At 69.2% G+C, this 23,396-nt stretch carries 24 protein-coding genes; 14 read left to right on the top strand and 10 right to left on the bottom strand.

Features of this window, described 5'->3' with window-relative positions; translation table 11 throughout:
* Nucleotides 1-44: 44 nt before the first annotated feature.
* The 4 genes from holA to ACSQ2B_RS17585 all read right to left on the bottom strand — a co-directional run bounded on the left by holA (nt 45) and on the right by ACSQ2B_RS17585 (nt 4,749).
* Nucleotides 45-1,097 carry a DNA polymerase III subunit delta gene (gene holA, locus ACSQ2B_RS17600; protein ID WP_436051812.1) on the bottom strand — a complete coding sequence of 351 codons (1,053 nt, stop codon included), beginning with the start codon at nt 1,095-1,097 and terminating at the stop codon, nt 45-47.
* A 10-nt stretch (nt 1,098-1,107) separates the two neighbouring features.
* Nucleotides 1,108-1,620, bottom strand: a complete 513-nt coding sequence (gene lptE / locus ACSQ2B_RS17595; RefSeq protein ID WP_436051810.1) for an LPS assembly lipoprotein LptE — start codon at nt 1,618-1,620, stop codon at nt 1,108-1,110.
* A gap of 20 nt (nt 1,621-1,640) precedes the next feature.
* Complete coding sequence (gene leuS / locus ACSQ2B_RS17590) at nt 1,641-4,220, bottom strand: leucine--tRNA ligase (protein ID WP_436051808.1); 2,580 nt, start codon at nt 4,218-4,220, stop codon at nt 1,641-1,643.
* Nucleotides 4,221-4,305: 85 nt separating this feature from the next.
* Nucleotides 4,306-4,749: a DUF3576 domain-containing protein gene (locus tag ACSQ2B_RS17585; RefSeq protein WP_436051807.1), complete on the bottom strand. Its 444-nt coding sequence runs from the start codon at nt 4,747-4,749 to the stop codon at nt 4,306-4,308.
* 289 nt (nt 4,750-5,038) lie between these two features.
* Here ACSQ2B_RS17585 and ACSQ2B_RS17580 point away from each other — a divergent pair, with 289 nt between their 5' ends.
* The gene (locus ACSQ2B_RS17580; protein ID WP_436051805.1) at nt 5,039-5,425 is read left to right on the top strand and encodes an NtrZ family periplasmic regulatory protein; all 387 of its coding nucleotides are present in this window, start codon (nt 5,039-5,041) and stop codon (nt 5,423-5,425) included.
* Between the two features lie 12 nt (nt 5,426-5,437).
* Here ACSQ2B_RS17580 and ACSQ2B_RS17575 read toward each other — a convergent pair whose 3' ends face one another.
* Complete coding sequence (locus tag ACSQ2B_RS17575) at nt 5,438-6,007, bottom strand: thiamine phosphate synthase (RefSeq protein WP_436051803.1); 570 nt, start codon at nt 6,005-6,007, stop codon at nt 5,438-5,440.
* Nucleotides 6,008-6,056: 49 nt separating this feature from the next.
* On the opposite strand from ACSQ2B_RS17575, the gene ACSQ2B_RS17570 reads away from it, so the two are divergent.
* Nucleotides 6,057-6,734 carry a YggS family pyridoxal phosphate-dependent enzyme gene (locus tag ACSQ2B_RS17570; protein ID WP_436051801.1) on the top strand — a complete coding sequence of 226 codons (678 nt, stop codon included), beginning with the start codon at nt 6,057-6,059 and terminating at the stop codon, nt 6,732-6,734.
* 584 nt (nt 6,735-7,318) lie between these two features.
* Here the strand turns inward: ACSQ2B_RS17570 and ACSQ2B_RS17565 are convergent.
* Nucleotides 7,319-7,822 (bottom strand): L,D-transpeptidase family protein, encoded by a 504-nt coding sequence (locus tag ACSQ2B_RS17565; protein WP_436051799.1) that lies wholly within the window; start codon nt 7,820-7,822, stop codon nt 7,319-7,321.
* Nucleotides 7,823-7,877: 55 nt separating this feature from the next.
* Here ACSQ2B_RS17565 and ACSQ2B_RS17560 point away from each other — a divergent pair, with 55 nt between their 5' ends.
* Nucleotides 7,878-8,561, top strand: a complete 684-nt coding sequence (locus ACSQ2B_RS17560) for a response regulator transcription factor (RefSeq protein ID WP_436052603.1) — start codon at nt 7,878-7,880, stop codon at nt 8,559-8,561.
* A gap of 40 nt (nt 8,562-8,601) precedes the next feature.
* Here the strand turns inward: ACSQ2B_RS17560 and ACSQ2B_RS17555 are convergent, their stop codons facing one another.
* Nucleotides 8,602-9,408, bottom strand: coding sequence for an exodeoxyribonuclease III (locus tag ACSQ2B_RS17555; RefSeq protein WP_436051797.1), 807 nt, complete (start codon nt 9,406-9,408; stop codon nt 8,602-8,604).
* Nucleotides 9,409-9,636: 228 nt separating this feature from the next.
* Nucleotides 9,637-10,272 (bottom strand): LolA family protein, encoded by a 636-nt coding sequence (locus tag ACSQ2B_RS17550; protein ID WP_436051796.1) that lies wholly within the window; start codon nt 10,270-10,272, stop codon nt 9,637-9,639.
* Between the two features lie 152 nt (nt 10,273-10,424).
* Between ACSQ2B_RS17550 and ACSQ2B_RS17545 the strand changes: the two genes are divergently transcribed.
* From ACSQ2B_RS17545 to ACSQ2B_RS17515, 7 genes are all read left to right on the top strand, one after another.
* Entirely contained in the window at nt 10,425-10,754 is a 330-nt protein-coding gene (locus tag ACSQ2B_RS17545) for an ArsR/SmtB family transcription factor (RefSeq protein WP_436051794.1), read from the top strand.
* On the top strand, nt 10,747-11,187 hold the full coding sequence (locus tag ACSQ2B_RS17540; RefSeq protein ID WP_436051792.1) for an SRPBCC family protein: 441 nt from the start codon (nt 10,747-10,749) through the stop codon (nt 11,185-11,187). Before ACSQ2B_RS17545 ends, ACSQ2B_RS17540 begins: the two co-directional genes overlap by 8 nt.
* Before the next feature lie 98 nt (nt 11,188-11,285).
* Nucleotides 11,286-11,972 carry a DUF899 family protein gene (locus tag ACSQ2B_RS17535; RefSeq protein ID WP_436051790.1) on the top strand — a complete coding sequence of 229 codons (687 nt, stop codon included), beginning with the start codon at nt 11,286-11,288 and terminating at the stop codon, nt 11,970-11,972.
* Nucleotides 11,973-12,117: 145 nt separating this feature from the next.
* Nucleotides 12,118-12,720, top strand: coding sequence for a GbsR/MarR family transcriptional regulator (locus ACSQ2B_RS17530; RefSeq protein ID WP_436051789.1), 603 nt, complete (start codon nt 12,118-12,120; stop codon nt 12,718-12,720).
* On the top strand, nt 12,713-14,140 hold the full coding sequence (locus ACSQ2B_RS17525) for a cytochrome ubiquinol oxidase subunit I (RefSeq protein ID WP_436051787.1): 1,428 nt from the start codon (nt 12,713-12,715) through the stop codon (nt 14,138-14,140). Before ACSQ2B_RS17530 ends, ACSQ2B_RS17525 begins: the two co-directional genes overlap by 8 nt.
* Nucleotides 14,137-15,144: a cytochrome d ubiquinol oxidase subunit II gene (cydB, locus tag ACSQ2B_RS17520; protein WP_436051786.1), complete on the top strand. Its 1,008-nt coding sequence runs from the start codon at nt 14,137-14,139 to the stop codon at nt 15,142-15,144. Before ACSQ2B_RS17525 ends, cydB begins: the two co-directional genes overlap by 4 nt.
* Nucleotides 15,144-15,254, top strand: coding sequence for a DUF2474 family protein (locus ACSQ2B_RS17515; RefSeq protein ID WP_436051784.1), 111 nt, complete (start codon nt 15,144-15,146; stop codon nt 15,252-15,254). The genes cydB and ACSQ2B_RS17515 overlap by 1 nt, the downstream gene beginning before the upstream one ends.
* 159 nt (nt 15,255-15,413) lie before the next feature.
* On the opposite strand, the gene ACSQ2B_RS17510 is transcribed toward ACSQ2B_RS17515, so the two are convergent.
* Nucleotides 15,414-17,774 carry a DNA translocase FtsK 4TM domain-containing protein gene (locus tag ACSQ2B_RS17510; RefSeq protein WP_436051782.1) on the bottom strand — a complete coding sequence of 787 codons (2,361 nt, stop codon included), beginning with the start codon at nt 17,772-17,774 and terminating at the stop codon, nt 15,414-15,416.
* Between the two features lie 148 nt (nt 17,775-17,922).
* On the opposite strand from ACSQ2B_RS17510, the gene ACSQ2B_RS17505 reads away from it, so the two are divergent.
* A complete protein-coding gene (locus ACSQ2B_RS17505; protein ID WP_436051780.1) occupies nt 17,923-18,336 on the top strand; it encodes a hypothetical protein in 414 nt (137 codons plus the stop codon).
* Between the two features lie 83 nt (nt 18,337-18,419).
* Here the strand turns inward: ACSQ2B_RS17505 and ACSQ2B_RS17500 are convergent, their stop codons facing one another.
* On the bottom strand, nt 18,420-19,289 hold the full coding sequence (locus tag ACSQ2B_RS17500; protein ID WP_436051778.1) for a dienelactone hydrolase family protein: 870 nt from the start codon (nt 19,287-19,289) through the stop codon (nt 18,420-18,422).
* Between the two features lie 107 nt (nt 19,290-19,396).
* On the opposite strand from ACSQ2B_RS17500, the gene ACSQ2B_RS17495 reads away from it, so the two are divergent.
* The 3 genes from ACSQ2B_RS17495 to dnaJ all read left to right on the top strand — a co-directional run bounded on the left by ACSQ2B_RS17495 (nt 19,397) and on the right by dnaJ (nt 23,309).
* Nucleotides 19,397-19,861 carry a hypothetical protein gene (locus ACSQ2B_RS17495; protein WP_436051776.1) on the top strand — a complete coding sequence of 155 codons (465 nt, stop codon included), beginning with the start codon at nt 19,397-19,399 and terminating at the stop codon, nt 19,859-19,861.
* 167 nt (nt 19,862-20,028) lie between these two features.
* Nucleotides 20,029-21,972 carry a molecular chaperone DnaK gene (gene dnaK, locus ACSQ2B_RS17490; protein ID WP_436051775.1) on the top strand — a complete coding sequence of 648 codons (1,944 nt, stop codon included), beginning with the start codon at nt 20,029-20,031 and terminating at the stop codon, nt 21,970-21,972.
* A gap of 167 nt (nt 21,973-22,139) precedes the next feature.
* Nucleotides 22,140-23,309 carry a molecular chaperone DnaJ gene (dnaJ, locus tag ACSQ2B_RS17485; RefSeq protein ID WP_436051774.1) on the top strand — a complete coding sequence of 390 codons (1,170 nt, stop codon included), beginning with the start codon at nt 22,140-22,142 and terminating at the stop codon, nt 23,307-23,309.
* The last annotated feature ends 87 nt before the right edge of the window (nt 23,310-23,396 follow it).

The following is a 23,396-nucleotide window of genomic DNA, read 5'->3' as shown; positions in this document are numbered from 1 at the left end:
AGTCGCCTTAGGGGCGGCATCTGTGGCCCAAAGCCCCAGGCCGCTCAAAGACCGAGGCGGCGCGCCCTGGACGCGATGGTCAGCGCCAGGCGCTCGGCGATCAGGTGGTCGGGGGAGCCGGTGGTCTTGCAGGCGCGGTCGGCGGCCAGGACCTCCGGCTGGACGCGGTCGAGCTCCTCGAGATTCCAGCTGCGCGCCTGGCGCAGGAATTCCCGCTCCTGCTTCCAGAAGACGCCGGAGGCCTTGGCGGCCTCCTGCAGGCCCGCGCCGGCCTTGTGCAAGGTCAGCACGCGGCGCAGCCGGCCCAGGTGCTGGCCGATGGCGCGCACAGCGGCGGGACCGGCCTCGCCCTCCTGGCGCGCGCGGCGAATGCCGGCCTGGGCCTCGGCGATCCGGCCGCCGAAGGCGTCCACCGCGGCGTCGAACAAGGAGGCTTCGGGCTCGACGCCGAGGAAGGTCTCGAGGTCGGCGGGGGTGGCGGTCAGGCCGCTACCCGGGCCGAGGAACATCGCCAGCCGCTCGATCTCCTGGCGCGCGACGCCGCGCTCCTTGGGCATGCGGGCGACGAACAGGGCCAGGGCGTCGGCGTTGAGCGAGACGTTGTCCCGGGCGAGCGTCTCGCGGACCAGCCGCGCCACGTCGCCGGGCTCGTCTTCGTAGCAGGGGATGACGGCCGCGCCGGCCGCCTTCTCGGCGGCCTTGCGCAGGCCGGACTCGCGCCCCAGGGCGCCGGCCTCGATGAGGAAGAAGGCGTCGGGGTTGAGCTCGCCGGCGGCGTGGCGGACCAGGGCCTCGGCCGCCACCTTGTCGGCGCTGGCCTTTTCGCCGCCGAAGCGCAGCCGCACCAGCCGGCGGCCGCCCATCAGCGACTGCGAGGCGAGTTCGCCTTCCAGCCGGGCGGGGTCGTCCCCGAGGTCGCCGTCGGTCAGCTGGGCCACGTCGAAGGGATCGTCGGTCCGGTCCACCATCTTGGCGGCCAGCTGGTCAGCGCGGTCGTGAACCACGCCCATGTCGCGGCCGTAGATCAGGGCCGCACGGATCTGCGGATCCGGTCGGGAGAGGAAGCGCTCGATGTCGGGGCGTTTCGAGAGAATCACCCGCCTGGCCTCAAGACGTGGACTTGCCCCCCGCGGCGAGCCAGGCGGCCAGCTCCAGCTGGATCCGACGGGCGGCCTCCTGGGCGGCGCGGTCCTGGGCGTCCTGCTGGGCGGAGATGGCCGAATAGGGCTGGTCGGCGGAGTCGTAGGTCAGCTCGACCTTCACCTGGCCGGTCTTGGCGACGGCGCCGGACGGCAGGGCGTTCAGCACATAGCTGGCGATCAGCACGTATTCGTAGCGGGTCGCGACGTTGTCGATCCGCACGCCGCGCGGGTAGCGGTTCTCGCTGATCGTCAGGTTGATCCGGTAGGCGGGGGCGGCGTCGCGGTTGCGGCCGAGCGCGTCGTCCAGATGCTCGCGCATCAGGAAGCCGGTGCGGCCCTGCGGCACCGACACGTCCACCGCCGCCAGGTTCGAGACCACGCCCTGCTGGGCGTAGAGCGGGGTGAAGCCGCAGCCGGAGAGGGCGACAGACGCCGCAAGCAGCAGCCCCACCGCCAGAACCTTGGTATCCCTCAGCACAATCTCGCCCCTCATCCGCATCAGGCCGCCACGATGTTGACGATGCGGTCCTTGACCACGATCACCTTGCGGATCGTCAGACCCTCAAGGCGCCGTGCGATCTCGGGATCGTCAAGCAAGATCTTCTCGACCTCGGCGGGCTCGGCGCCGGCCGGCGCCGTGATCTCGAACCGCCGCTTGCCGTTGACCTGCACCGGCAGCACCTTGACCGCGTCCTCGGTGAGCGCCGGATCGAATTCCGGCCACGGGGCCTCGACGACCATGCCCTGGCCGCCGATGCGGACCCAGCACTCCTCGGCAAGGTGCGGGACAAAGGGCCCGATCAGCCGGGCGAAGGCCGACAGGGCCTCATGCCGGGCGGCCGCCAGCGCCGGCGAGGCGCCCTGGGCCGGGTTGGCCTTCAGGAGGTTCAGGAACTCGTAGAGCCGGGCGATGCCAGAGTTGAAGCGGAAGCTCTCGATCGCCTCGGTGACCTGCTTCACCAGCTTGTGGGTGGCGCGCCGCAGGGCGGTCGAGGCCTCGTCGTCTCCCCCCTCGCTCGTCCGCGCGGGCTGGCTGTCGAACTCTTCCCAGACCCGGTTGACGAAGCGCCAGGCGCCCTGGACCCCGCCGCTGGTCCACTGGGTGTCGCGCTCGGGCGGGCTGTCGGAGAGCACGAAGAGGCGCGCGGCGTCGACGCCGTAGACGTCGAAGATCTCGCCGGGCGCGACGGTGTTCTTCTTGGACTTCGACATCTTCTCGACGTCGCCGATGACCAGGGGTTCGCCGGTGTCGACCAGGATGGCGCGGCGCGCCGCGCCTTCGGCCGACAGCTCGACGGCGCCCGGCTCGACCCATTCGCCGCTCTGCCGGCGGTAGGTCTCGTGCGTCACCATGCCCTGGGTGAACAGGCCGGCGAACGGCTCGCGCACCGAGACCATGTTCTCGTCCGCCAGCGCCTTGGTGACGAAGCGGGCGTAGAGCAGGTGCAGCACCGCGTGCTCGACGCCGCCGATGTACTGGTCGACCGGCAGCCAGTAATCGGCCGCGGCCTTGTCGATCGGGTCCGCCGCGTCCGGATTGGCGAAGCGGGCGAAGTACCAGGAGCTGTCGACGAAGGTGTCCAGCGTGTCGGTCTCGCGCAGCGCCGGCCCCCCGCAGGTCGGGCAGCTGGCGCGCTTCCAGGTCGGGTGGCGGTCGAGCGCATTGCCCGGCTTGCCGAATTCCAGGTCGTCGGGCAGGGCCACCGGCAGAGCGCTGCGCGGCAGCGGCACGACGCCGTGGGTCTCGCAGTGGACCACCGGGATCGGGCAGCCCCAGCCGCGCTGGCGGGCGACGCCCCAGTCGCGCAGGCGGAACACCGTCGCGCCCTTGCCGTCGCCCTGGGCCTCGATGCGCGCGACGGCGGCGGCCTTGGCCTCCTCGATCGGCAGGCCGTTCAGGAAGTCCGAATTGAAGATGGTCCCGGGGCCGACATAGGCCTCGTCGGCGACCGTGAAGGTCACAGGGTCCTCGCTCGGCGGCAGCACCACCGGCGTCACCGGCAGGGCGTACTTGCGCGCGAAGTCGAGATCGCGCTGGTCATGCGCCGGGCAGCCGAAGATGGCGCCAGTCCCATAGTCCAGCAGGATGAAGTTGGCGATCCAGACCGGCAGCTCCCGGCTCGGATCGAACGGATGCTTCACCTTCAGGCCGGTGTCGTAGCCGATCTTCTCGGCGGTCTCGATCTCGGCCTCGGACGACCCGCCGCGGCGGCACTCGGCGACGAAGGCGGCCACCTTCGGATCGGCGGCGGCCAGCTGCTCGGCCAGCGGATGGTCGGCGGCGACGCCGACGAAGGCCGCGCCGAACAGGGTGTCCGGGCGGGTGGTGTAGACCTCCAGCCCCGCCTCGAAGCCCTGCGGCGAGGCCTCGGCGAAGTGGAACCGCAGACGCGCGCCCTTCGAGCGGCCGATCCAGTTCTCCTGCATGGTCCGGACTTTTTCGGGCCAGCGATCCAGGGTTCCAAGATCGTCCACCAGCTGGTCGGCGTAGTCGGTGATGCGCAGGAACCACTGGTTCAGCTTGCGCTTCTCGACCACCGCGCCGGAGCGCCAGCCGCGGCCGTCGACCACCTGCTCGTTGGCCAGCACCGTCTGGTCGACCGGGTCCCAGTTGACCGTGGCTTCGCGGCGATAGACCAGACCGCGCTTGTAGAGCTCCAGGAACCAGGCCTGCTGCTGGCCATAGTAGGCGACGTCGCAGGTGGCGAACTCGCGCGACCAGTCGATCGACAGGCCGAGCTCCTTCAGCTCTTCGCGCATCCTGGCGATGTTGTCGTAGGTCCAGGCCTTGGGATCGACGCCGCGCTCCATGGCGGCGTTCTCCGCCGGCAGGCCGAAGGCGTCCCAGCCCATCGGATGCAGCACCGAGAAGCCGCGCGCGCGCTTGAAGCGGGCGATGACGTCGCCCAGCGAATAGTTGCGCACGTGACCCATGTGCAGCCGTCCCGACGGATACGGGAACATCTCCAGCACATAGTATTTGGGCCGGGCGGGATCCTGCACGGCGCGGAAGGAGTCGGCGTCAGCCCACGCCTCGCGCCACTTGGGTTCGGTTTCTTTCGGATTGTAGCGGGCCATGACAGGCGGCCTTTGGACTGGAGTGGGAGTTCCGGTCAACGGGCCATAGCACAAAGCCTCGCCGACAATCGAAAGGTCCGGGGGATTAGCCCCGGACGTTCGAAAGTCGAAGCTGCCGAGCGCGCGTCAGGATGGCGTTCTCGATATCGGTCTCGGTCTGCGCGGCGGTGGGCGAGTCGATCCAGGCGCCGGCCGCATCGCGGGTCTGCTTGAACACCGAGACCTTCAGCCCGTCGGCGCGCAGGCGCGCATCCAGGATGTAGACGGTGCACTTGAAGCGCTCGTCGGCCTTCTCCGGATTGGAATACCAATCGGTGATCACCGTGCCGCCGTACGGATCGGCCGAGGCCAGCGGCATGAAGGCCAGGGTGTCGAGGGTCGCGCGCCACAGATAGCCGTTGACGCCCAGGCTGCCCGTCGCCGAAGCCGGCGGCGCCGGCGCCTTGTTGCGGCCCACCAGGGGAAGGTGCGAACAGCCGGCTAGGCCCGCGAGCGCCAGCGCCATAGCGCCGGTCGAAACGCGCCGCATCCAAACTCCGCGCACAAACGGCATATCTGTCCGTCTCCTAGTGAATTCCGTGCGCCCGAGCGCCACGACGCCGCCCCGCGCCGCGCCCTCTATAACAATGCCCATCCCGGCGCCAAACAGGAATCGCGTGACCCGTCCGCCACAGCGACCGAGGAAGTCACGCCCCCGGACGGCCTGCGACGACGGAGTCGGTTGACCTCTCTACAAGCAGGTCTCTAATCGACCTCGACCATTCGCAAAACGGTCGCACCGTGATGCGAATGGGGGGTGCAGGGGTTATATGTTTCTTATGTTGGGCCGTCGTATCAGCCTGGTGATCGCCGCGACCGCGCTGTTTTGCGCGGCGTCTGGCTTTGCCCAGGCGGCCGATCGGTCCAAGGGCCTCGACATCACCGTCCGCAGCGACGCCTCCTCGATCCCCAACGCCGGCATGAAGTCGCTCAAGTGGGACGCCCGCAAGGGTCGCTGGGGCGTGACCCTGAACATGGAGCAGTCGGACGTCCGGCCCTCGACGCTGAACGACGTCCAGGCGGGCGCTTACTACCACATCACGCCGTCGCTGCGTGTCGGCGGCGCCGTCGCCCTGCGCGACGAACAGGTCAACGCAGGCCCGCGCAAGATCGGCTCGGAAGAAAGCCAGCCCCGCGTGCGGCTGGAATCCTCCTTCAAGTTCTAGGACCGGCAGGTTCTAGAAGCCTTCCACCGCCGCCAGGCCCGCCAGCCGGATGTCCTTGAGGCGCCCCGCCGTGCGATCGTTCACGCCCCCCAGGGCGTAGACCGGAACCCCGGCCAAACGCGCGATCTGCGCCAGCCGAAGCGGCCCGATCGGCGCGCCCGCCGAGGCGCTGCGGCTCAGGAAGATCGCCGAAACCACCACCGCATCGACGCCGGCCGCCTGCGCGCGGCGCGCCGCGCGCGGCGAATGGGCCGCCGCCGTGACGATCCAACCCGGTCGGCCGGCCTTCAAGGCCCGGGCCCGCGCCGCCGACCGCTCCGGCAGATGCACCCCGTCCGCCCCGATCCGCGCGGCGAGGCCGGCGTCAGCGCCGATCAGCAGCTTGCCGCCCTTGGCGTGGACCTGGGCCAGCAGCCGCCGGGCGACCTCTTCCGCGTCGCGCGCGCCGAAGGCGCGATAAACTAGGGCTGCGCCCGCCGGCAGCCGCGCAGCGAGCGCCGCTACGTCGGGGGTGCGCTGCGGGTCGGTGAACACCAAAAGCCACGGCGCCGCCGTCCGTCCGGCCCCCTTCCTTTGGGGCATGGGGCGCTTTAAGAGCCCGGCCGTACGCCGCAAGGTCCAGAACCCCGAAATGGCCGCTTCCCCCCTCGATTCCGCCGCAGATTCGGCCAAGGCCTACCACGAGGTGGTGGCCCGGATCGCGCACGCCGCGCAAGCCTGCGGCCGCGCCCCGGCCGACGTCACCCTGGTCGCGGTCTCCAAGCAGCAGCCCTGGGAAGCGATCGAACCCGTGCTGGCCGCGGGCCAGACGGTGTTCGGCGAAAACCGCGTCCAGGAGGCCATGGGCCGCTGGGAAGGCCGCGCCGAGGGCCTCACCCTTCATCTGATCGGGCCGCTGCAAAGCAACAAGGCGCGCGAGGCGGTGACCTTCTTCGACGTGATCGAGACCCTCGACCGCGAGAAGCTCGCCCGGGCGCTCGCCGAGGAAATCCAGAAGCAGGGCCGGCGCCCCCGGCTCTATGTCCAGGTCAACACCGGCGAGGAGCCGCAGAAGGCCGGCGTCACGCCGCAGGCGGCCGACGCCTTCATCGCCGCCTGCCGCCGGGACTACGGCCTCGAGCCGGAGGGCCTGATGTGCATCCCGCCGATGGGCGAGCCCGCCGGGCCGCATTTCGCCCTGCTGGCCAAGATCGCCGCGCGCAACGGCCTCGCCCGGCTGTCGATGGGCATGAGCGGCGACTTCGAGACCGCGATCGCCTTCGGCGCCACCAGCGTGCGCGTCGGCTCCGCGGTGTTCGGGGCGCGCTAGACCCTTCCCGGTTCAGGTGGGACCGCCTGAACAGGATAAGAAGGGTATATCTTCAAAAGTTTAGCGCGTGACGGCCGCCGCAACCGGCATCCACTTGCGGCTGTCACGCGCTAGCCGCCGTGAACCAGCCTGGCGACTCGCAGCGGCGTGTCATTGGGCACAAAGCGCACCCAGCCGCCCGGCGGCAGGTCCTGAAGGACCTGGAGACTGACGTGAACCCCCAGCCGCTCGAGCACACGCTGTTGCGCCGCAGCGTCATGCAATCGACGACCGCGACCTGACCGAACGCCTTGCTGGCGTGTATTTAGCTCAACCATCACCGACCTCCCCTGGGCGGGAGCGGACAGGCGCGAAAGCTCGCGCGCCGGCGGCGGCTAGCCGACCGCCGGAACCTTGCTTCCTCCCTGTGCGCCAGCCGCCGCGGACCCAAACTCTTGCGGTGTAGCGTCGCAACGATCCGTCTTCGTTCGCGTCCGGATCTGCTGCAAAGTCCATCATCTGCTAAGAATGTGACATCCGTCAAACACCCCTAGGGCGGCGCCGCCCCGGTCGTTTGCTCAACTTAGGCGCGCAATCCGCAGCGCTCAGGGGCGGATCTCCACCGCGTCGCCGGGCTTGGCCGTGCGCAGCAGGGCCTCCAGATCCTCGCGCCGCACGGCGACGCAGCCGTGGGTCGGGGCGTAGTCGGGCTTGGCCAGGTGCAGAAAGATGGCCGAGCCCATGCCCGCGGCCGGCGGATCGTCGTTATGGCCCAGGACCAAGACCAGGTCGTAGAGGTGGTCATCGCGCCACATCCGTTCGGCGCTCGCCGGATAGGGCAGCTTCACAGGCCGGTTGTAGGCCAGGTCCTGCGGCGCGTCGCACCAGCCGTCGTCCTCGGCGATGGCGAAGACCGGCAGGGCGGTCTGCGGCTCAGGTCCACGGTCAGAACGATAGAGCACCCGCCGAATCGGCCACACCCCGGCGGGGGACGCCCCGTCGCCCTCGCGCTTGGCGTTGGCGGCGACGACGCCTGCGGGACCGAGCGCGCAGCGCACCCTCGCCTCGCCCAGATCCAGGAAACCATCGGCCGTGGCGACGTAGATCACACGCGCTCCTGAATTTTTTTGCCCCCGGCGGGCGTTACGGTGCATGTTCAACAGTATGGCTCAACGCAAGACCCTCCTCATCGTCGACGATGACGCGGACCTGCGCGGCGCGGTCGCAGAACAACTCGAAACTGAAGGCTTCGCTACTCTGGAAGCATCCACCGCCGGCGACGGCGTGGCGGCGGCCCTGGAGCAGAAGCCGGATCTCATCCTGCTCGATGTCGATCTTCCCGACATGGACGGGCGCGAGGCCTGCCGCCAGATGCGTCGTAACGGCGTCGCCGCCCCGATCATCATGCTGACCGCCGCGGCGGCCGACGAAGACACCGTCGAAGGCCTCGAGGCCGGGGCGAACGACTACGTCACCAAGCCCTACAAGTTCGCCGTGCTCCTGGCCCGCATCCGCGCCCAGCTGCGAAGTCACGAGCACTCCGAGGGCGCGGTCTTCCGGCTGGGGACCTACGAGTTCCGTCCCTCCGCCAAGGTCCTGGTCGATTCCCAGCAGCGAAAGATCCGGCTGACGGAGAAGGAGACCAACATCTTGAAGTACCTCTACCGCGCCGGCGAGAAGCCGGTCAGCCGCGAGGAGCTTCTGGCCGAGGTCTGGGGCTACAACGCCGGCGTCACCACCCACACGCTGGAGACCCACGTCTACCGCCTGCGGCAGAAGATCGAGGCCGACCCGGCCAACGCGCGGCTGCTGCTGACGGAAGCGGGCGGCTACCGGCTGCAGCCGTAAGGGCAGCGCACCCTCTCCCCGCAGACGGGGAGAGGGATAGCTACAACACCAGATCCGCGCTGACCGGCGCATGGTCGCTGGGGCGCTCCCACTCGCGCACGTCGTCGTGGATGCGGCTCGCGGCCGAGCCCAGGCGGAAGGCGGCGTCGCGCAGCCCCGGCGTCACCAGGATGTGGTCGAGGCGCAGGCCGCGGTTGGACTTGCGGAAGTCGGCGGCCCGGTAGCTCCACCAGGAGGCCAGCTTCTCCGGCTCGGGCGCGGCCGAGCGCGGCAGGTCGATGAAGCCCAGCGAATCCACCATCTTGCCGAAGGCCTCGATTTCAACAGGCGTGTGGCTGACGATCTTCGACATGTAGCGGTGGTTCCAGACGTCGAACTCGCTGGGCGCGACGTTGAGGTCGCCGACGATGGCCAAGGGCGCGTTCGGATCGCGGCGCGCGAGCTCGGCGGTGAGCGTCTCATAGAAGTCGAGCTTGTGGTCGAACTTCGGGTTCAGCTCGCGATCGGGCACGTCGCCGCCGGCCGGGATGTAGAAGTTGTGGATCTCGACGCCCTCGACGATCGCGCCGACGCAGCGGGCGTGGCCCTCGCGGCAGGCTTGCAGCGGCGGGGCGTCTGCAAGCGGCAGGCGCGAGGCGATGGCCACCCCGTGCCACCCCTTCTGGCCGGCGATCTTCAGGTGCGGCAGGCCCATCTCGACGAAGGCCTCGCGGGGGAACTCGCCCTCGCGGCACTTGATCTCCTGCAGGCAGAGCACGTCCGGCGCCTGTTCGGCGACGAAGCGGGCGACCTGCTCATGGCGCAGGCGGACGGAGTTGATGTTCCAGGTGCAGAGGCGAAGGCGCATGGCGCTGACTTAGGCCTGCACCGACCGCTCGCCAAGTTTTGGAAAAAAAGAACGCCCGGGCACTGGAGAAGCCCGGGCGTCTAGGTCGTCTCTCATGCCGCCGCCGGGAGGGGATAGGTTCCGGCTCGGCCCGTCGTCGCAACCGCGCCGACGAGATGATGCATAGTGGTCACAGGCGGCGAGAAAGTCAATACGGAACCCTATTCTTCCTTGATCGTGCCATTTTGGTCACATTCGAGCCCGACCGACGCCGACCGGCCGGGTGTCCTTCAAATAGAAGAGATCCGGATCCAGGCCCCTGGCCGGCGCAAGCCCGACGAGCTGCACGTGCGTCGCCCGGCGTTGGGCGTCGGTGACCGTCCAGCCGACCAGGGTCAGGGGGGCGTCGCGGAAGGTCAGCGAGATCTGGCCGGCGGTCTGCTTGCGCCCGTCACGGGCGGTGATGGTGAAGCCGTCGGCGGCGCGGCTGACGCCGGTCACCTGGACCCCACGGTCGAACCGGATGGTCTTGGCCAGGAACAGCGACAGCGGCGTGGCCATCAGGGGATATTTGTCGAAGGTCTTCAGCCGGCTGTCGGCGACCGAGACGGTCCCGCCGTCGGACACGACCAGGAGCCCGGACGGCGGATCGTAGGCGAAGCGCGCCTTGCCCGGCCGCTTCAGATAGACGACGCCCCGGCTGGTCTGGCCGCGCGCGTCGGTCTGGATGAAGCGCGCCTTCGCCTGGGTCAGCCCCTCCAGATAGGCCGTGGCGCGGGCGACCAGCGCCTGATCGGCGCCGCTGAGGCCGCTTTGCGCCAGGGCGGGGCCGGCGACGGCGCCAGCGGCGAGCGCCAGGACCAGGCTGCGGCGGGTCGTGGACATCGAAAACTCCATCTTGGGCGCAGATTATCCCGCGGACCCGGCGGCAATAGGGCTGGATCGCGGCGCGCCTGCAACGCCCAAGCTTACACCGCCGTTCCGCGGCCCATCGGAGCGCAGGTTGACATGCAAGTAAATACTTGCATATTAAACCCGTGACCGACGACATGGACCTCGTCTTCAAGGCGCTGGCGGACGCGAGCCGGCGGCGCCTGCTGGACTCCCTGCACGCGACGCCCGGGCAGACCCTGGGAGCGCTGACCGAGGGCCACGAGATGACGCGCCAGGCCGTCAGCCAACACCTCGCCCTGCTGGAGGCCGCCAACCTGGTGACCACGGTGCGGCGGGGGCGCGAGAAGCTGCACTACCTCAACCCCGTGCCGATCCACGCCCTGCAGGCCCGGTGGATCGCCAAGTTCGAGCGGCCCCGGCTCGACGCCCTGGCCGCGCTAAAGGACCAACTCGAAGGAGACGACGATGGATAAGCCGCAGTTCGTTTACGTGACCTACATCCTGACCACGCCGGAGAAGGTGTGGGCTGCGCTCACCGACGCGGAGCTCACCGCCAGGTATTGGGAACGCTCCAATGTCTCCGACTGGAAGGTCGGCTCGAAGTGGACGCACGGATTCGCCGGCCAGGAGCCGGACGTGGTCGGCGAAGTGCTGGAGGTCGATCCGCCGCGCCGGCTGGTCACCAGCTGGTCGCCGGCGTCGAAGGCGGACGATCCCAGTCGGCGCTCGCGCGTCACCTATCAGATCGAGGCGTTGGGCGAGAAGGTCCGCCTCACCGTCACCCACACCGAGCTCACCGAGGAGGGCCTGCGTAGCATCTCCCAGGGCTGGCCCGCGGTGTTGTCGAACCTGAAGACCTTCCTGGAGACCGGGAAGACGATCCCGGAACCGTTCACCAGGGCCTAGGATTCGCACGCGCAGAGCGCGTCGGCTTAAGCGAGAGCAAGTCGCTCGCCGATGCGCTGGAGCCCCTCCGCCTGGCCTGACCAAAGGAGGCCAAGACCATGTCCGAAACCACCGCGCGTACGCTCCACACCATCCGCTTCCCAGGCGAGAGCGCCCAGTACCGCGCCGCCCGCGACAACCTGCTGCAAGCCGAGATGGCGCTGCGCCGCCAGATCGAGGCCGTGGCGGCGCAACGCCGCGCGCTGCCGCCGGGCGGCCTGGTCCCGCAGGACTATGTGTTCGAGGGCGAGGCGGGCCCGGTGAAGCTCTCGGAGCTGTTCGGCGACAAGGACGTCCTGCTGCTTTACGGCTTCATGCTCGGTCCGGAGATGGCGCAGGCCTGCCCCTCCTGCACCTCGATCATCGACGCCCTGGACGGCGAGATGAAGCATATCCGGCAGCGGGCGGCGATCGCGATCGTCGCCCGCTCCCCCCTGCCCCGGCTCGCGGCGCACGCGCGCGACCGCGGCTGGCGGGACACGCGGCTGCTGTCCTCCGCTGGGAACAGCTTCCAGCGCGATTATCACGCCGAGGACGATCAGGGCCGCCAGCGGCCGACCATGAACGTCTTCCGGCGCAAGGACGGCGAGATCCGCCACGCCTGGGCCACGGAGCTGGACTTCGTGCCCCCAGACCCCGGCGAAGATCCCCGCAATGTGGACCTGATCTGGCCGCTCTGGGGCGTGCTCGACATGTCGCCGGAAGGTCGCGGCGCCGAGTTCCGCCCTCAGCTCAGGTACGACTGAGGGCGAACGCCCCCTCAGCCCGCTTCGCTGACAGCTTCCCCGCGTTGCCGGGGAGCACCGCACGTTGCGGCATCTCCGATCAGGGCGCGTTGACGACCTGCGTCGCCTTCGGTACTTTCAGGAATTCCTGAAAGTACCGGAACCCATGAACCTGCCACCCCTCACCCAGGCCTTCGTCCTGCACTTCGGCGAGATGGGCGGCCACTGGGGCATCAGCCGCACCGTCGGCCAGATCTACGCCCTGCTGTTCCTCGCCGAGGCGCCGCTGAACGCCGACGAGATCACCGAGAAGCTCGGCTTTTCGCGCTCCAACGTCAGCATGGGCCTGAAGGAGCTGTCGTCCTGGCGGCTGGTGAAGCTGCAGCACAAGCCGGGCGACCGGCGGGAGTATTTCTCCACGCCGGAAGACATCTGGGAGATCGTCCGCATCCTGGCGGAAGAGCGCCGAAAGCGGGAGATCGACCCGACCCTGTCGATGCTGCGCCACGCCCTGGTGGAGACACCGGCGACGCCCGACGAGCGCCACGCCCAGGCGCGCATGGCCGAGATGCACGACCTGATCGAGCTGGTCACGCGTTGGTCGCAGGACATCCAGAAGTTGGAGACCGACACTTTGATCCAACTTCTGGAGGTGGGGTCGAAGGTGCAGAAGGTGTTCCAGATGAAGGACCAGCTGAAGGTCGTCGTCGGCGGCAAGGCCAGGCGGACGAAGGCGCCTCCCAAGGGGGATGGGGCTCAAGATGCTTGATCACCTCAGCGCCCTGACCCTGGCGCGGATGCAGTTCGCCTTCACCGTCTCGTTTCACTTCATCTTCCCGGCCTTCTCGATCGGCCTGGCCAGCTATCTGGCGGTGCTCGAGGGACTGTGGCTGGCGACCAAGAAGCCGGTCTATCTCAACCTTTTCAAATACTGGCTGAAGATCTTCGCGCTCGCGTTCGGCATGGGCGTGGTCTCCGGCATCACCCTCTCCTACCAGTTCGGCACCAACTGGTCGGTGTTCTCCGACAAGGTCGGGCCGGTGATCGGGCCCTTGATGGCCTATGAGGTGCTGACCGCCTTCTTCCTCGAGGCCGGCTTCCTCGGGGTGATGCTGTTCGGCATGACCCGGGTCGGGCCCAGGCTGCATTTCGTCGCCACCGTGGCGGTCGCCGTCGGCACCTTCATCTCCGCCTTCTGGATCCTCTCGGCCAACAGCTGGATGCAGACGCCCCAGGGCTTCGCCCTCAACGCCGCCGGCCAGTTCGTCCCGGCCGACTGGCTGAAGATCATCTTCAATCCGTCCTTCCCCTTCCGCCTGGCCCACACCGTGCTGGCGGCCTACCTCACCACCGCCCTGGCCGTCGGCGCGGTCGGGGGCTTTCATCTGCTGAAGGATCGGACCAACGCCGGCGCGCGGGTGATGTTCAACATGGCCATGGGGATGGTCGCGGTGACCGCGCCGATCCAGATCTTCGCCGGCGACGCCCACGGCCTGAACACGCTCGAACACCAGCCGGCCAAGGTGATGGCTATGGAAGGCCACTATCAGAGCCATCCGGCGGGGGCGCCGCTGATCCTGTTCGGCCTGCCCGACCAGAAGGCCGGCGAGGTGCGCGCGGAGATCGCCATTCCCAAGGCCTCCTCGCTGATCCTCAAGCATGACCTGAACGCGGGCCTGAACGGCCTCGACACCATCCCGCGCGCCGACTGGCCCTATGTGCCGATCGTCTTCTGGTCGTTCCGGATCATGGTCGGCCTGGGCCTGCTCATGCTGCTGCTGGGGGTCGTCAGCGTCGCCGCCCGGGCGCGGGGCAAGCTCTATGACTGGAGCCTGCTGCACCGCTTCGCCGTGGCCATGGGCCCGGCCGGCTTCGTCGCCGTCCTGGCCGGCTGGGTGACCACCGAGGTCGGGCGTCAGCCCTTCACGGTCTATGGCCTGCTGCGCACGGCGCAGTCCGCAGCGCCGCTGGACGCGCCAGCCGTCGCCGCCTCGCTGCTCGCCTTCGTGGCGGTCTATTTCACCGTCTTCACCGCCGGGGCCGGCTATATCCTGGTGTTGATGCGCAAAGCCCCCGCCGCTCACGAGTCGGGACTGGAAAGCGCCGCCGACCACCCGATCCGCACGGCCGGCATCACGCCGGGGCTGGCGATCGATCCGGGCCCGCCCGTCGCGGGAGACCCCTCATGACCCCCGCCTTCGACCTGCCGACCATCTGGGCCGGCCTGATCGCCTTCGCCGTCTTCGCCTATGTGGTGATGGACGGCTTCGACCTCGGCATCGGCATCCTGTTCCCGACACTGAAGCCGGGGCCGGAGCGGGATGGAGCGATGAATTCAGTCGCCCCGGTGTGGGACGGCAACGAGACCTGGCTGGTGCTGGGCGGCGGCGGCCTGATGGCGGCCTTCCCGCTGGCCTACGCCATCATCCTGCCGGCCCTCTACGCGCCGATCATCGCCATGCTGCTGGGGCTGATCTTCCGCGGCGTGGCCTTCGAGTTCCGCTGGCGCGACCCCAGCCACAGGGCCTTCTGGGACTTCGCCTTCACCGCCGGCTCGGTGGCCGGGACCCTGGCCCAGGGGATCACCCTGGGCGCCCTGCTTCAGGGCGTGACGGTCGTCGGCCGCGGCTACGGCGGCGGCTGGTGGGACTGGCTGACCCCGTTCAGCCTGCTGACCGGCGTCAGCCTGGTGATCGGCTACGGCCTGCTCGGCTCGACCTGGCTGGTGATGAAGACCGAAGGCGAGGCCCAGGCCCACGCGCGCCGCATGGCCGGATGGCTGGGCGCCGGCACGATCGCCTGCATCGTCCTGGTCAGCGCCGCGACGCCCTTCCTCAAGGGCCGCTACGCCGACCACTGGTTCGCCATGCCCAATGTGCTGTTCACGGCGCAGATCCCGCTGCTGGTCGCCGTCGGCTCAGTGCTGTTCTTCCGCAGCCTGCGCAAGCGCCACGAGCGCGCCCCCTTCCTGCTGGCGCTCGGCCTGTTCGCCCTCAGCTTCGCCGGCCTCGGCGTCAGCATCTTCCCCGACATCGTGCCCGGCGCCGTGACCATCTGGGCGGCGGCCTCCCCAACCTCCAGCCAGGGCTTCATGCTGGTGGGGGCGGCGATCATGATCCCGATCATCCTGGCCTACACCGGCTACGCCTACTGGGTGTTCCGCGGCAAGGTCGGCACGGACGGCTACCACTGATGGCCCAGCCGCCGCTGCATCGCAGGCTCTTGTGGTTCGTCGGCCTCTGGGCCGCGGGCGTGGCCGCCGTCGGCGCGGTCGGCCTGCTGATCCGGATGTGGCTGAGGTGAGCGGCAAATCATATCCGTCCGTCATTACCGGCTGCAGCGCGAAGCGCGGAATGCCGGTAACCCATGAACGTCGAACTCTCCGGACCTAGCTAAGCGACGCCGTGTTCATGGGTGGCCGGAACAAGTCCGGCCATGACGGACGGTAAGGGGTTGAAGCCCCTAAGGCGCCGCGCTGACCAGGATCTCGCGCTTGCCGGCGTGGTTGGCGGGCCCGACCACGCCCTCCTGCTCCATCCGCTCGATCAAGGAGGCGGCGCGGTTGTAGCCGATCTGCAGGCGGCGCTGGATGTAGCTGGTCGAGGCCTTGCCGTCGCGGGTGACCACGGCCACCGCGCGGTCGTAGAGGTCGTTGCCCTCGCCGTCCCCGCCGAGACCCAGGTCGCCGCCCTCGCCCTCCTCGTCGCCGCCGGCGGTGACTTCCTCGAGATACTGCGGCTGACCCTGGTCGCGCAGGAACTTGGCCACCGCCTCGACCTCGCCGTCGGAGACGAACGGACCGTGCAGGCGGGTCACGCGGCCGCCGCCGGCCATGTAGAGCATGTCGCCCTGGCCCAGCAGCTGCTCGGCGCCCTGTTCGCCCAGGATGGTGCGGCTGTCGATCTTGGAGGTGACCTGGAAGGAGATCCGGGTCGGGAAGTTGGCCTTGATGGTGCCGGTGATCACGTCCACCGACGGCCGCTGGGTGGCCATGATCACGTGGATCCCGGCGGCGCGCGCCATCTGCGCCAGCCGCTGGACGGCGCCTTCGATGTCCTTGCCGGCGACCATCATCAGGTCGGCCACCTCGTCGATGATGACGACGAGATAGGCCATGGGTTCGGGCTCGATCTTCTCGCTCTCGTAGATCGGCCGGCCGCCGTCATCGAACCCGGTCTGCACCGTGCGTTCAAAGTGCTCGCCCTTGTCGGCCGCCTCCTTGGCGCGCTCGTTGTAGGAGGCGATGTTGCGCACGCCGATCTTGGACATCCGCCGGTAGCGGTCCTCCATCTCGCGCACCGCCCATTTCAGGGCGACGATGGCCTTCTTCGGATCGGTGACCACCGGCGTGAGCAGGTGCGGGATGCCGTCGTAGACGGAAAGCTCCAGCATCTTCGGGTCGATCATGATCATCCGGCACTGCTCGGGCGCCAGCCGATAGAGGATCGACAGGATCATGGCGTTGACGCCCACCGACTTGCCCGAGCCGGTGGTGCCGGCGATCAGCAGGTGGGGCATCTTGGAGAGGTCGGCGATATAGCTCTCGCCGCCGATCGTCTCGCCGAGCGCCATCGGCAGCACCTGGCCGCCGCGCTCGTACTCCGGCGAGGCCAGCAGGTCGCGCAGATAGACGGTCTCGCGAGTCTGGTTCGGCAGCTCGATGCCGATGGCGTTGCGGCCCTGCACCACCGAGACGCGGCAGGCGGCGACGCTCATCGAGCGGGCGATGTCGTCGGACAGCGCCACCACGCGCGCCGACTTCACCCCGGCGGCCGGCACCAGTTCATAGAGGGTGACGACCGGGCCCGGGCGGATCTGGTCGACCTGGCCGCGGACGCCGAACTCGGCCAGCACGCTCTCCAGCAGCTGGGCGTTCTGGCGCAGCGAGGCCTCGTCGAAGGCGGCCGACCGCGGCTTGGGCTTGGCCAGCATGCCGAGCTCGGGCAGCACGAAGCCCGAGGCGGGCTTGGCGAACTCGAAGGTCGCCTGGGCCTCGCGCTGTTCGCGCGGACTTTCCTTGGGCGGCGACTTGGGCGGCTTGACCTTCAGCTGAGGACCCTGGCCCTCGCGTTCGGCGACCGGCGGCGGCGCGGCGGGATCGACGCCGGTTTCGGCGGCGGCCGCGGCCTGTTTGCGCTTGGCGACGCGGGCCGCACGGGCGGAATGCTCGGGCGGCGGGGCGATATCCGGCTTGGCCTGCAGGCGCAGCATGATCCAGTCGACCGCGCCGCGCAGCTCGGCGCGCGACAGGCCCAGGCCATAGCCCACGCCCAGGACGGCGAACGGGCTCAGGAACACCGCGGCGAAGACGGCGGCGAACGGCAGGTGGGCGAAGGTGAAGACGCTGGCCAACCCCTGCAGCAAGGCGTCGCCCCAGAAGCCGCCGAGGCCGCGGGCCAGCGGCCAGGCCGCCGGCGGGCTGGGCGCGGCCAGGAGGCCCGCAAGCGCCAGCACCCCGCCCAGGCCGGCGCCGGCGCGCAGGCGCAGGTGCAGCCGGCTGGCGTCGGGATCGCTGGCGGCGGCCCGCGAGAGGCCCAGCACCACCAGGATCAGGGCGGCGACGCCCCCCGCCAGACCCAGCGACTGGACGCCGAGGTCGGCCAGCACCGCCCCTGGACCGCCCAGGGCGTTCTGCACGGCGACGCTGCTGGCGGCGTTCAGGCTGGGGTCGCCGGCGTTGTAGGTGGCGAAGGCGACGGCGAGGGCGACGCCGAACGCCGCCGTCGCACCGCCGCGCAGACGCGCGGCGCTGGGATGCGCCCAGGCGAGGCCGACAATGTGCCAGACCAGCTCCAGGCCAGTCTTCCGCGCTGCGCGCGCCATTCGAAGCCGCTCCATCTTCCCGACGAAACCCCTGTTTGCGCCGAGACGGTTAAGAGCCGTTTACTTTGACGACCGTTTGACCGCGGCCGGACGCCGCGTCCGCCATGCCGCTTTCACTCTGGGGCGCCGCACATTAGGGTCGCGCGCCATGCAGTGGACCATGCCGCACCGCGTCTTGCAGATCGTCGCCGCCCTGATCGGGCTGGCCGCCGTGACCTCGTTCGTCCTGGGGATCATCAACGCCCCCCTGCGCAGCGCCCGCCTGCCGGGAGAAAAACTGGGCGGCGTCGCGGGCTCGGCGACGGCGATCGACGCGCCTGACGCCACGCCGCTGAGCAATGAGCGCATCGAGGGCCCAGCGCCTCCCACCGCCGAGGAAATCGCCAAGGCCGAGGCGAAAAAAGCCGAAGCCGAGGCGGGAAACACCGATGCGGATGATGACGCGGCCCCGACGGTGAACGTCCCCGCCCCGCCCCTCGTCCGGTCGATTCCCCCGGCGACTGGAAACACTGCCGACCAGACCCTGGGCGGCCCGCCCGCCCCGGACGAACCGCCGCACTGATCAGGTCCTTGGCTGGAGGGGGCAGGGGATCGCATATGGCGAGCGGCACGACCCACCCCAGGGACGAGCATCTCTCACGCTGCTCACTTCACCCCGTGCGCCGCGAAGAAGGCCAGCATGCGCTTCCAGCCGTCCTGGCTGGCGGCGGCGTCGTAGCTCGGGCGGTAATCGGCGAGGAAGCCGTGCTGGGCCTCGGGATAGACGACAATCTCCGAGCCGGTCTTGCCGGCCGCCTTCAGCGCCGCGCGCATCTCTTCGATGTCGGCGGCCGGTATGCCCTGGTCCTTGCCGCCATAGAGGCCGAGCACGGGGGCGTGCAGGTCCTTCACCAGCTGCAGGGGCGCGACCGCGCTCGGCAGGCGCGCATTGGCCTTCAGCGGGCCGTACCAGGCGGCGCCGGCCTTCAACTCGGCGAACCGCTCGGCCGCGAGCCAGACCTTGCTGCCGCCCCAGCAGAAGCCGACGACGCCCAGGCGCGCAGGGTCGACGAAGGCCTGAGCCTTGAGGAACTTCAGCGCCGCCGCCGTGTCGGCGGTGACCTGCGGATCCGTGGCCTGGACGACGATCTGCCGGATCGCATTGAAATCGGTGAGCTTGGAGGGATCGCCATGGCGCACGAAGAAGTCCGGGGCCAGCGCAACATAGCCGGCGTGGGCCAGCCGGCGGCAGATGTCCTTCACCCATTCGTGGATCCCGAAGATCTCGGAATAGACCAGGACCGTGGCGTGACGGCCCTGGCCGGCAGGCCGGGCGAGGTAGCCGGGGATCTTGCGATCGGCCGTCGGGAACTCGACCGCGCCCGCCGTCAGCCCCTGTTCACCGGTGTGGATCGGCGCGGCCTCCGCCGAGAAGGCCGCAACCGCATAGCCGCCGGCCAGGGCCAGCGCCAGACGCCGCCGCGAGATGTCCAGATCGCCGACCCAGTTTCCGTGAGGACGGGTAAGAGTGACCACGTAAAAACCTCCCTGCGAAGACGCCGCGCGATCCTGCGCTGGCCAAGCATCGCGGTCAAAGGCCCGGTTGGAGCTTCGCGCGCCGGCCGGGCGTTTCCTGGAGCGCCATGATCGTGCGTCCATTCCAGCTGCGCCGCCTGACCTGCGCCGAGCGCGCGCTGGGGGCGGAGATGTTCGGCGACGGCCTGGACCTTGGCCGCGTGCGCATCCTGGCGGTCCCGCTGTGGCGGCGGGCCTTCGTCGCCGGCGGGCGGCTGATCATCTGGCCGGCCGCCGGACTGCCCGCGGACTTCGGCGCCGCGCCGCTCGCCCTCCAGGCGACCCTGGTCCATGAGCTCACCCATGTCTGGCAGGCGCAGAACGGGATCCGCCTGCTGTTCGCCAAGCTGAAGGCCGGTGATTCCGCCCGGGCCTACGCCTACGACCTGACCGCCGGGTGCGATTTCGCCGCCCTGAACATCGAACAGCAGGCGATGGTGGTTGAGCACGCCTTCCTCGCCGCGCGCGGCGGCCTTGCGCCGCATCCGCCTGACCTCTATGCGCAAGCGAGCTTGGGCTGGCGGCGCATTTGAGCGAATGTCCTTGTCGTGATTAGGGACTTTCGCTCTTGCAGGGCCCCCAAATTTTCCCATATCCGCTGCGACGCTGGTGTCGGGAACATGTTTCCGGCCTGGCCGGGACTTAATCGAACCGGGGACGTCCGCACACTGAAGGCGCTTCGATCGAAGGCTTCCCCGCGGTGTCCGCCAACAAGGAGCGAGAAAGACTCTCTATGAGCAAGATCATCGGCATCGACCTCGGCACGACCAATTCGTGCGTCGCCATCATGGACGGCAAGCAGCCGAAAGTGATCGAGAACGCCGAGGGCGCGCGCACCACCCCGTCCGTGGTCGGCTTCCTGGAAGACGGCGAACGCGTCATCGGCCAGCCCGCCCGCCGGCAAGCGGTCACCAACCCCTCCAACACCTTCTTCGCGATCAAGCGCCTGATCGGTCGCCAGTGGAACGACCCGCTGGTGGAGAAGGACAAGGGCATGGTGCCCTACGAGATCGTCAAGGGCCCGAACGGCGACGCCTGGGTGCGCGCCCACGGCAAGGATTATTCGCCCCAGCAGATCTCCGCCTTCATCCTGGAAAAGATGAAGGACGCCGCCGAGCAGCACCTCGGCGAAAAAGTCACCAAGGCGGTGATCACCGTCCCGGCCTATTTCAACGACGCCCAGCGCCAGGCGACCAAGGACGCCGGCAAGATAGCCGGCCTTGAAGTCCTGCGGATCATCAACGAGCCGACCGCTGCGGCGCTCGCCTACGGCCTCGAGAAGAACGAGGGCAAGAAGATCGCCGTCTACGACCTGGGCGGCGGCACCTTCGACGTCTCCATTCTCGAAATCGGGGATGGCGTCTTCGAGGTGAAGTCGACCAACGGCGACACCTTCCTGGGCGGCGAGGACTTCGACCTGCGGATCGTCGACTACCTGGCCGACGAGTTCAAGAAGGAGCAGGGCGTCGACCTGCGCAAGGACAAGCTCGCGCTGCAACGCCTCAAGGAAGAGGCGGAAAAGGCCAAGAAGGAGCTGTCGAGCGTCGCCCAGTACGAGGTCAACCTGCCGTTCATCTCGATGAACGCGAACGGCCCGCTGCACCTCAACGTCAAACTCTCCCGCGCCAAGCTGGAAGCCCTGGTCGAGGACCTGATCGCCAAGACGGTCGGCCCCTGCGAACAGGCGCTGAAGGACGCCGGCCTGAAGAAGTCCGACATCGACGAAGTGATCCTGGTCGGCGGCATGACCCGCATGCCCAAGGTCGTCGACACGGTGAAGGAATTCTTCGGCCGCGAGCCCCACAAGGGCGTGAACCCCGACGAAGTCGTGGCCCTGGGCGCCGCGGTCCAGGCGGGCGTCTTGCAGGGCGACGTCAAGGACGTGCTGCTGCTCGACGTGACGCCGCTGACCCTGGGCATCGAGACCCTGGGCGGCGTCTTCACTCCGCTGATCGAGCGCAACACCACCATCCCGACCAAGCGCAGCCAGACCTTCTCCACCGCGGACGACAGCCAGTCGGCCGTGACCATCCGGGTCTTCCAGGGCGAACGCCCGATGGCGCAGGACAACAAGATGCTCGGCCAGTTCGACCTGGTGGGCATCCCGCCGGCGCCGCGCGGCGTGCCGCAGATCGAGGTCACCTTCGACATCGACGCCAACGGCATCGTCAACGTCCAGGCCCGCGACAAGGCGACCTCCAAGGAACAGTCGATCCGCATCCAGGCCAACGGCGGCCTCTCGGACGCGGACATCGACGCCATGGTCAAGGAAGCCGAGTCCAACAAGGCCGAGGACGAGAAGCGCAAGGCGGCCGTCGAGGCCAAGAACCAGGCCGACGCGGTCATCCACTCGACCGAGAAGGCGCTCGCCGACCATGGCGACAAGGTCGGCCAGGCGGAACGCGACGCCATCCAGGGCGCGCTGGACGACCTGAAGGGCGTGATCGACGGCGGTGACGCCGAAGTCATCGCCGCCAAGACCCAGACCCTGATCCAGGCGTCGATGAAGCTCGGCGAGGCGATGTACAACGCCCAGAACGCCCAGGGCCAGGAGGGCGCCGGCGACGACGCCCAGGCCCATGGGGACGACGTGGTCGACGCCGAGTTCGAAGAAGTCGACGGCGACGAGAAGAAGTCGGCGTGACAACGCGCCCCATGGCGACTTTGACCGGCCTGGGCCACAAAGTCGCCACGGGGAACGTCGCCGCCGCTTCGCGGAAGCAGCTCCCGCCCGTCTCGGCCCATAAAGCCTTGCAGCCGGGCGGGAGCGATCCCACCTCCACCCCTAAGATGTTGAGCGCCTGACGGTCTATGCGGGACTATTACGAGATCCTGGGCGTCACCCGCGGTTGTGACGACGCGGCCCTGAAGGCCGCCTACCGCAAGCTCGCGATGGAGCACCATCCCGACCGCAACGGCGGCTGCGAGGACGCCGCCGGCCGGTTCAAGGAAATCAACGAGGCCTATTCCATCCTCGCGGACGGCCAGAAGCGCGCGGCCTACGACCGCTTCGGCCACGACGGCGTGAACGGCATGGGCGGCGGCCCCGGCGGCATGGGGGGCGGCGCCCAGTTCCACGACGTCGGCGACATCTTCAACGAGGTGTTCGGCGACGTCTTCGGCGACATGTTCGGCGGCGGCGCCCGCCAGCGGCAGCGCTCCGGCCCAGCCCGCGGCCAGGACCTGCGCTACGACCTGGAGATCACCCTCGGCCAGGCCTACGCCGGCGCCGAGGTCGAGATCACCGTGCCGGCGGCCATGACCTGCGAGGCCTGCGAAGGCTCAGGCGCCAAGCCGGGCACCAGCCCCACCACCTGCACCACCTGCGGCGGCGTCGGCCGGGTGCGGGCCACCCAGGGCTTCTTCTCCATCGAGCGCGCCTGCCCCCGCTGCGGCGGCTCGGGCCAGATGATCATGGACCCCTGCGGCGAATGCCACGGCCAGGGCATGATGCGGAAGGAGCGCGTGCTCTCGGTCCGCATCCCCGCCGGCGTCGACGACGGCGCGCGCATCCGGCTGGCCGGCGAAGGCGACGCGGGCTCCCGCCGCGGCCCGCGCGGAGACCTCTACATCTTCCTGTCGGTGGCCCCCCACGAGCTCTTTGAAAGAGATGGGCTCGATCTGCTCTGCACCGTGCCCGTGCCGATGGCGATCGCCGCCCTGGGCGGCGAGATCGACGCCCCCTGCCTGCTGGGCGGCGAGAACTGCGACGGCGCCAACAAGCTGAAGGTCCGGGTGCCCGAAGGCGCCCAGACCGGCCGCACCGTGCGCCTGAAGGGCCGCGGCATGCCCTCGCTGCGCTCGCGCGAGCGCGGCGACCTGGTGGTCGAGCTGTTCGTCGAGACCCCGACCCGCCTGACGGCGCGCCAGAAGGAGCTGCTGGCCGAATTCGCCCAGGGCTGCGGCGAGCAGCAGCACCCGAAGTCGGCCAGCTTCCTCGGCAAGGCCAAGCGCTTCTGGAACGAAGTCACCGGCGCCTGACGTCCTCGCTGAGCCGCTGCACGCAGAAAATTATTACCCAGTATTCCAATAGACTTTATGGAACACTTGCGGATAGCGTCAAATGAT

This window comes from Phenylobacterium sp. LjRoot225 (assembly GCF_964252855.1).
GTDB lineage: Bacteria > Pseudomonadota > Alphaproteobacteria > Caulobacterales > Caulobacteraceae > Phenylobacterium.
This window is presented reverse-complemented; position numbering and strand designations above follow the sequence as displayed.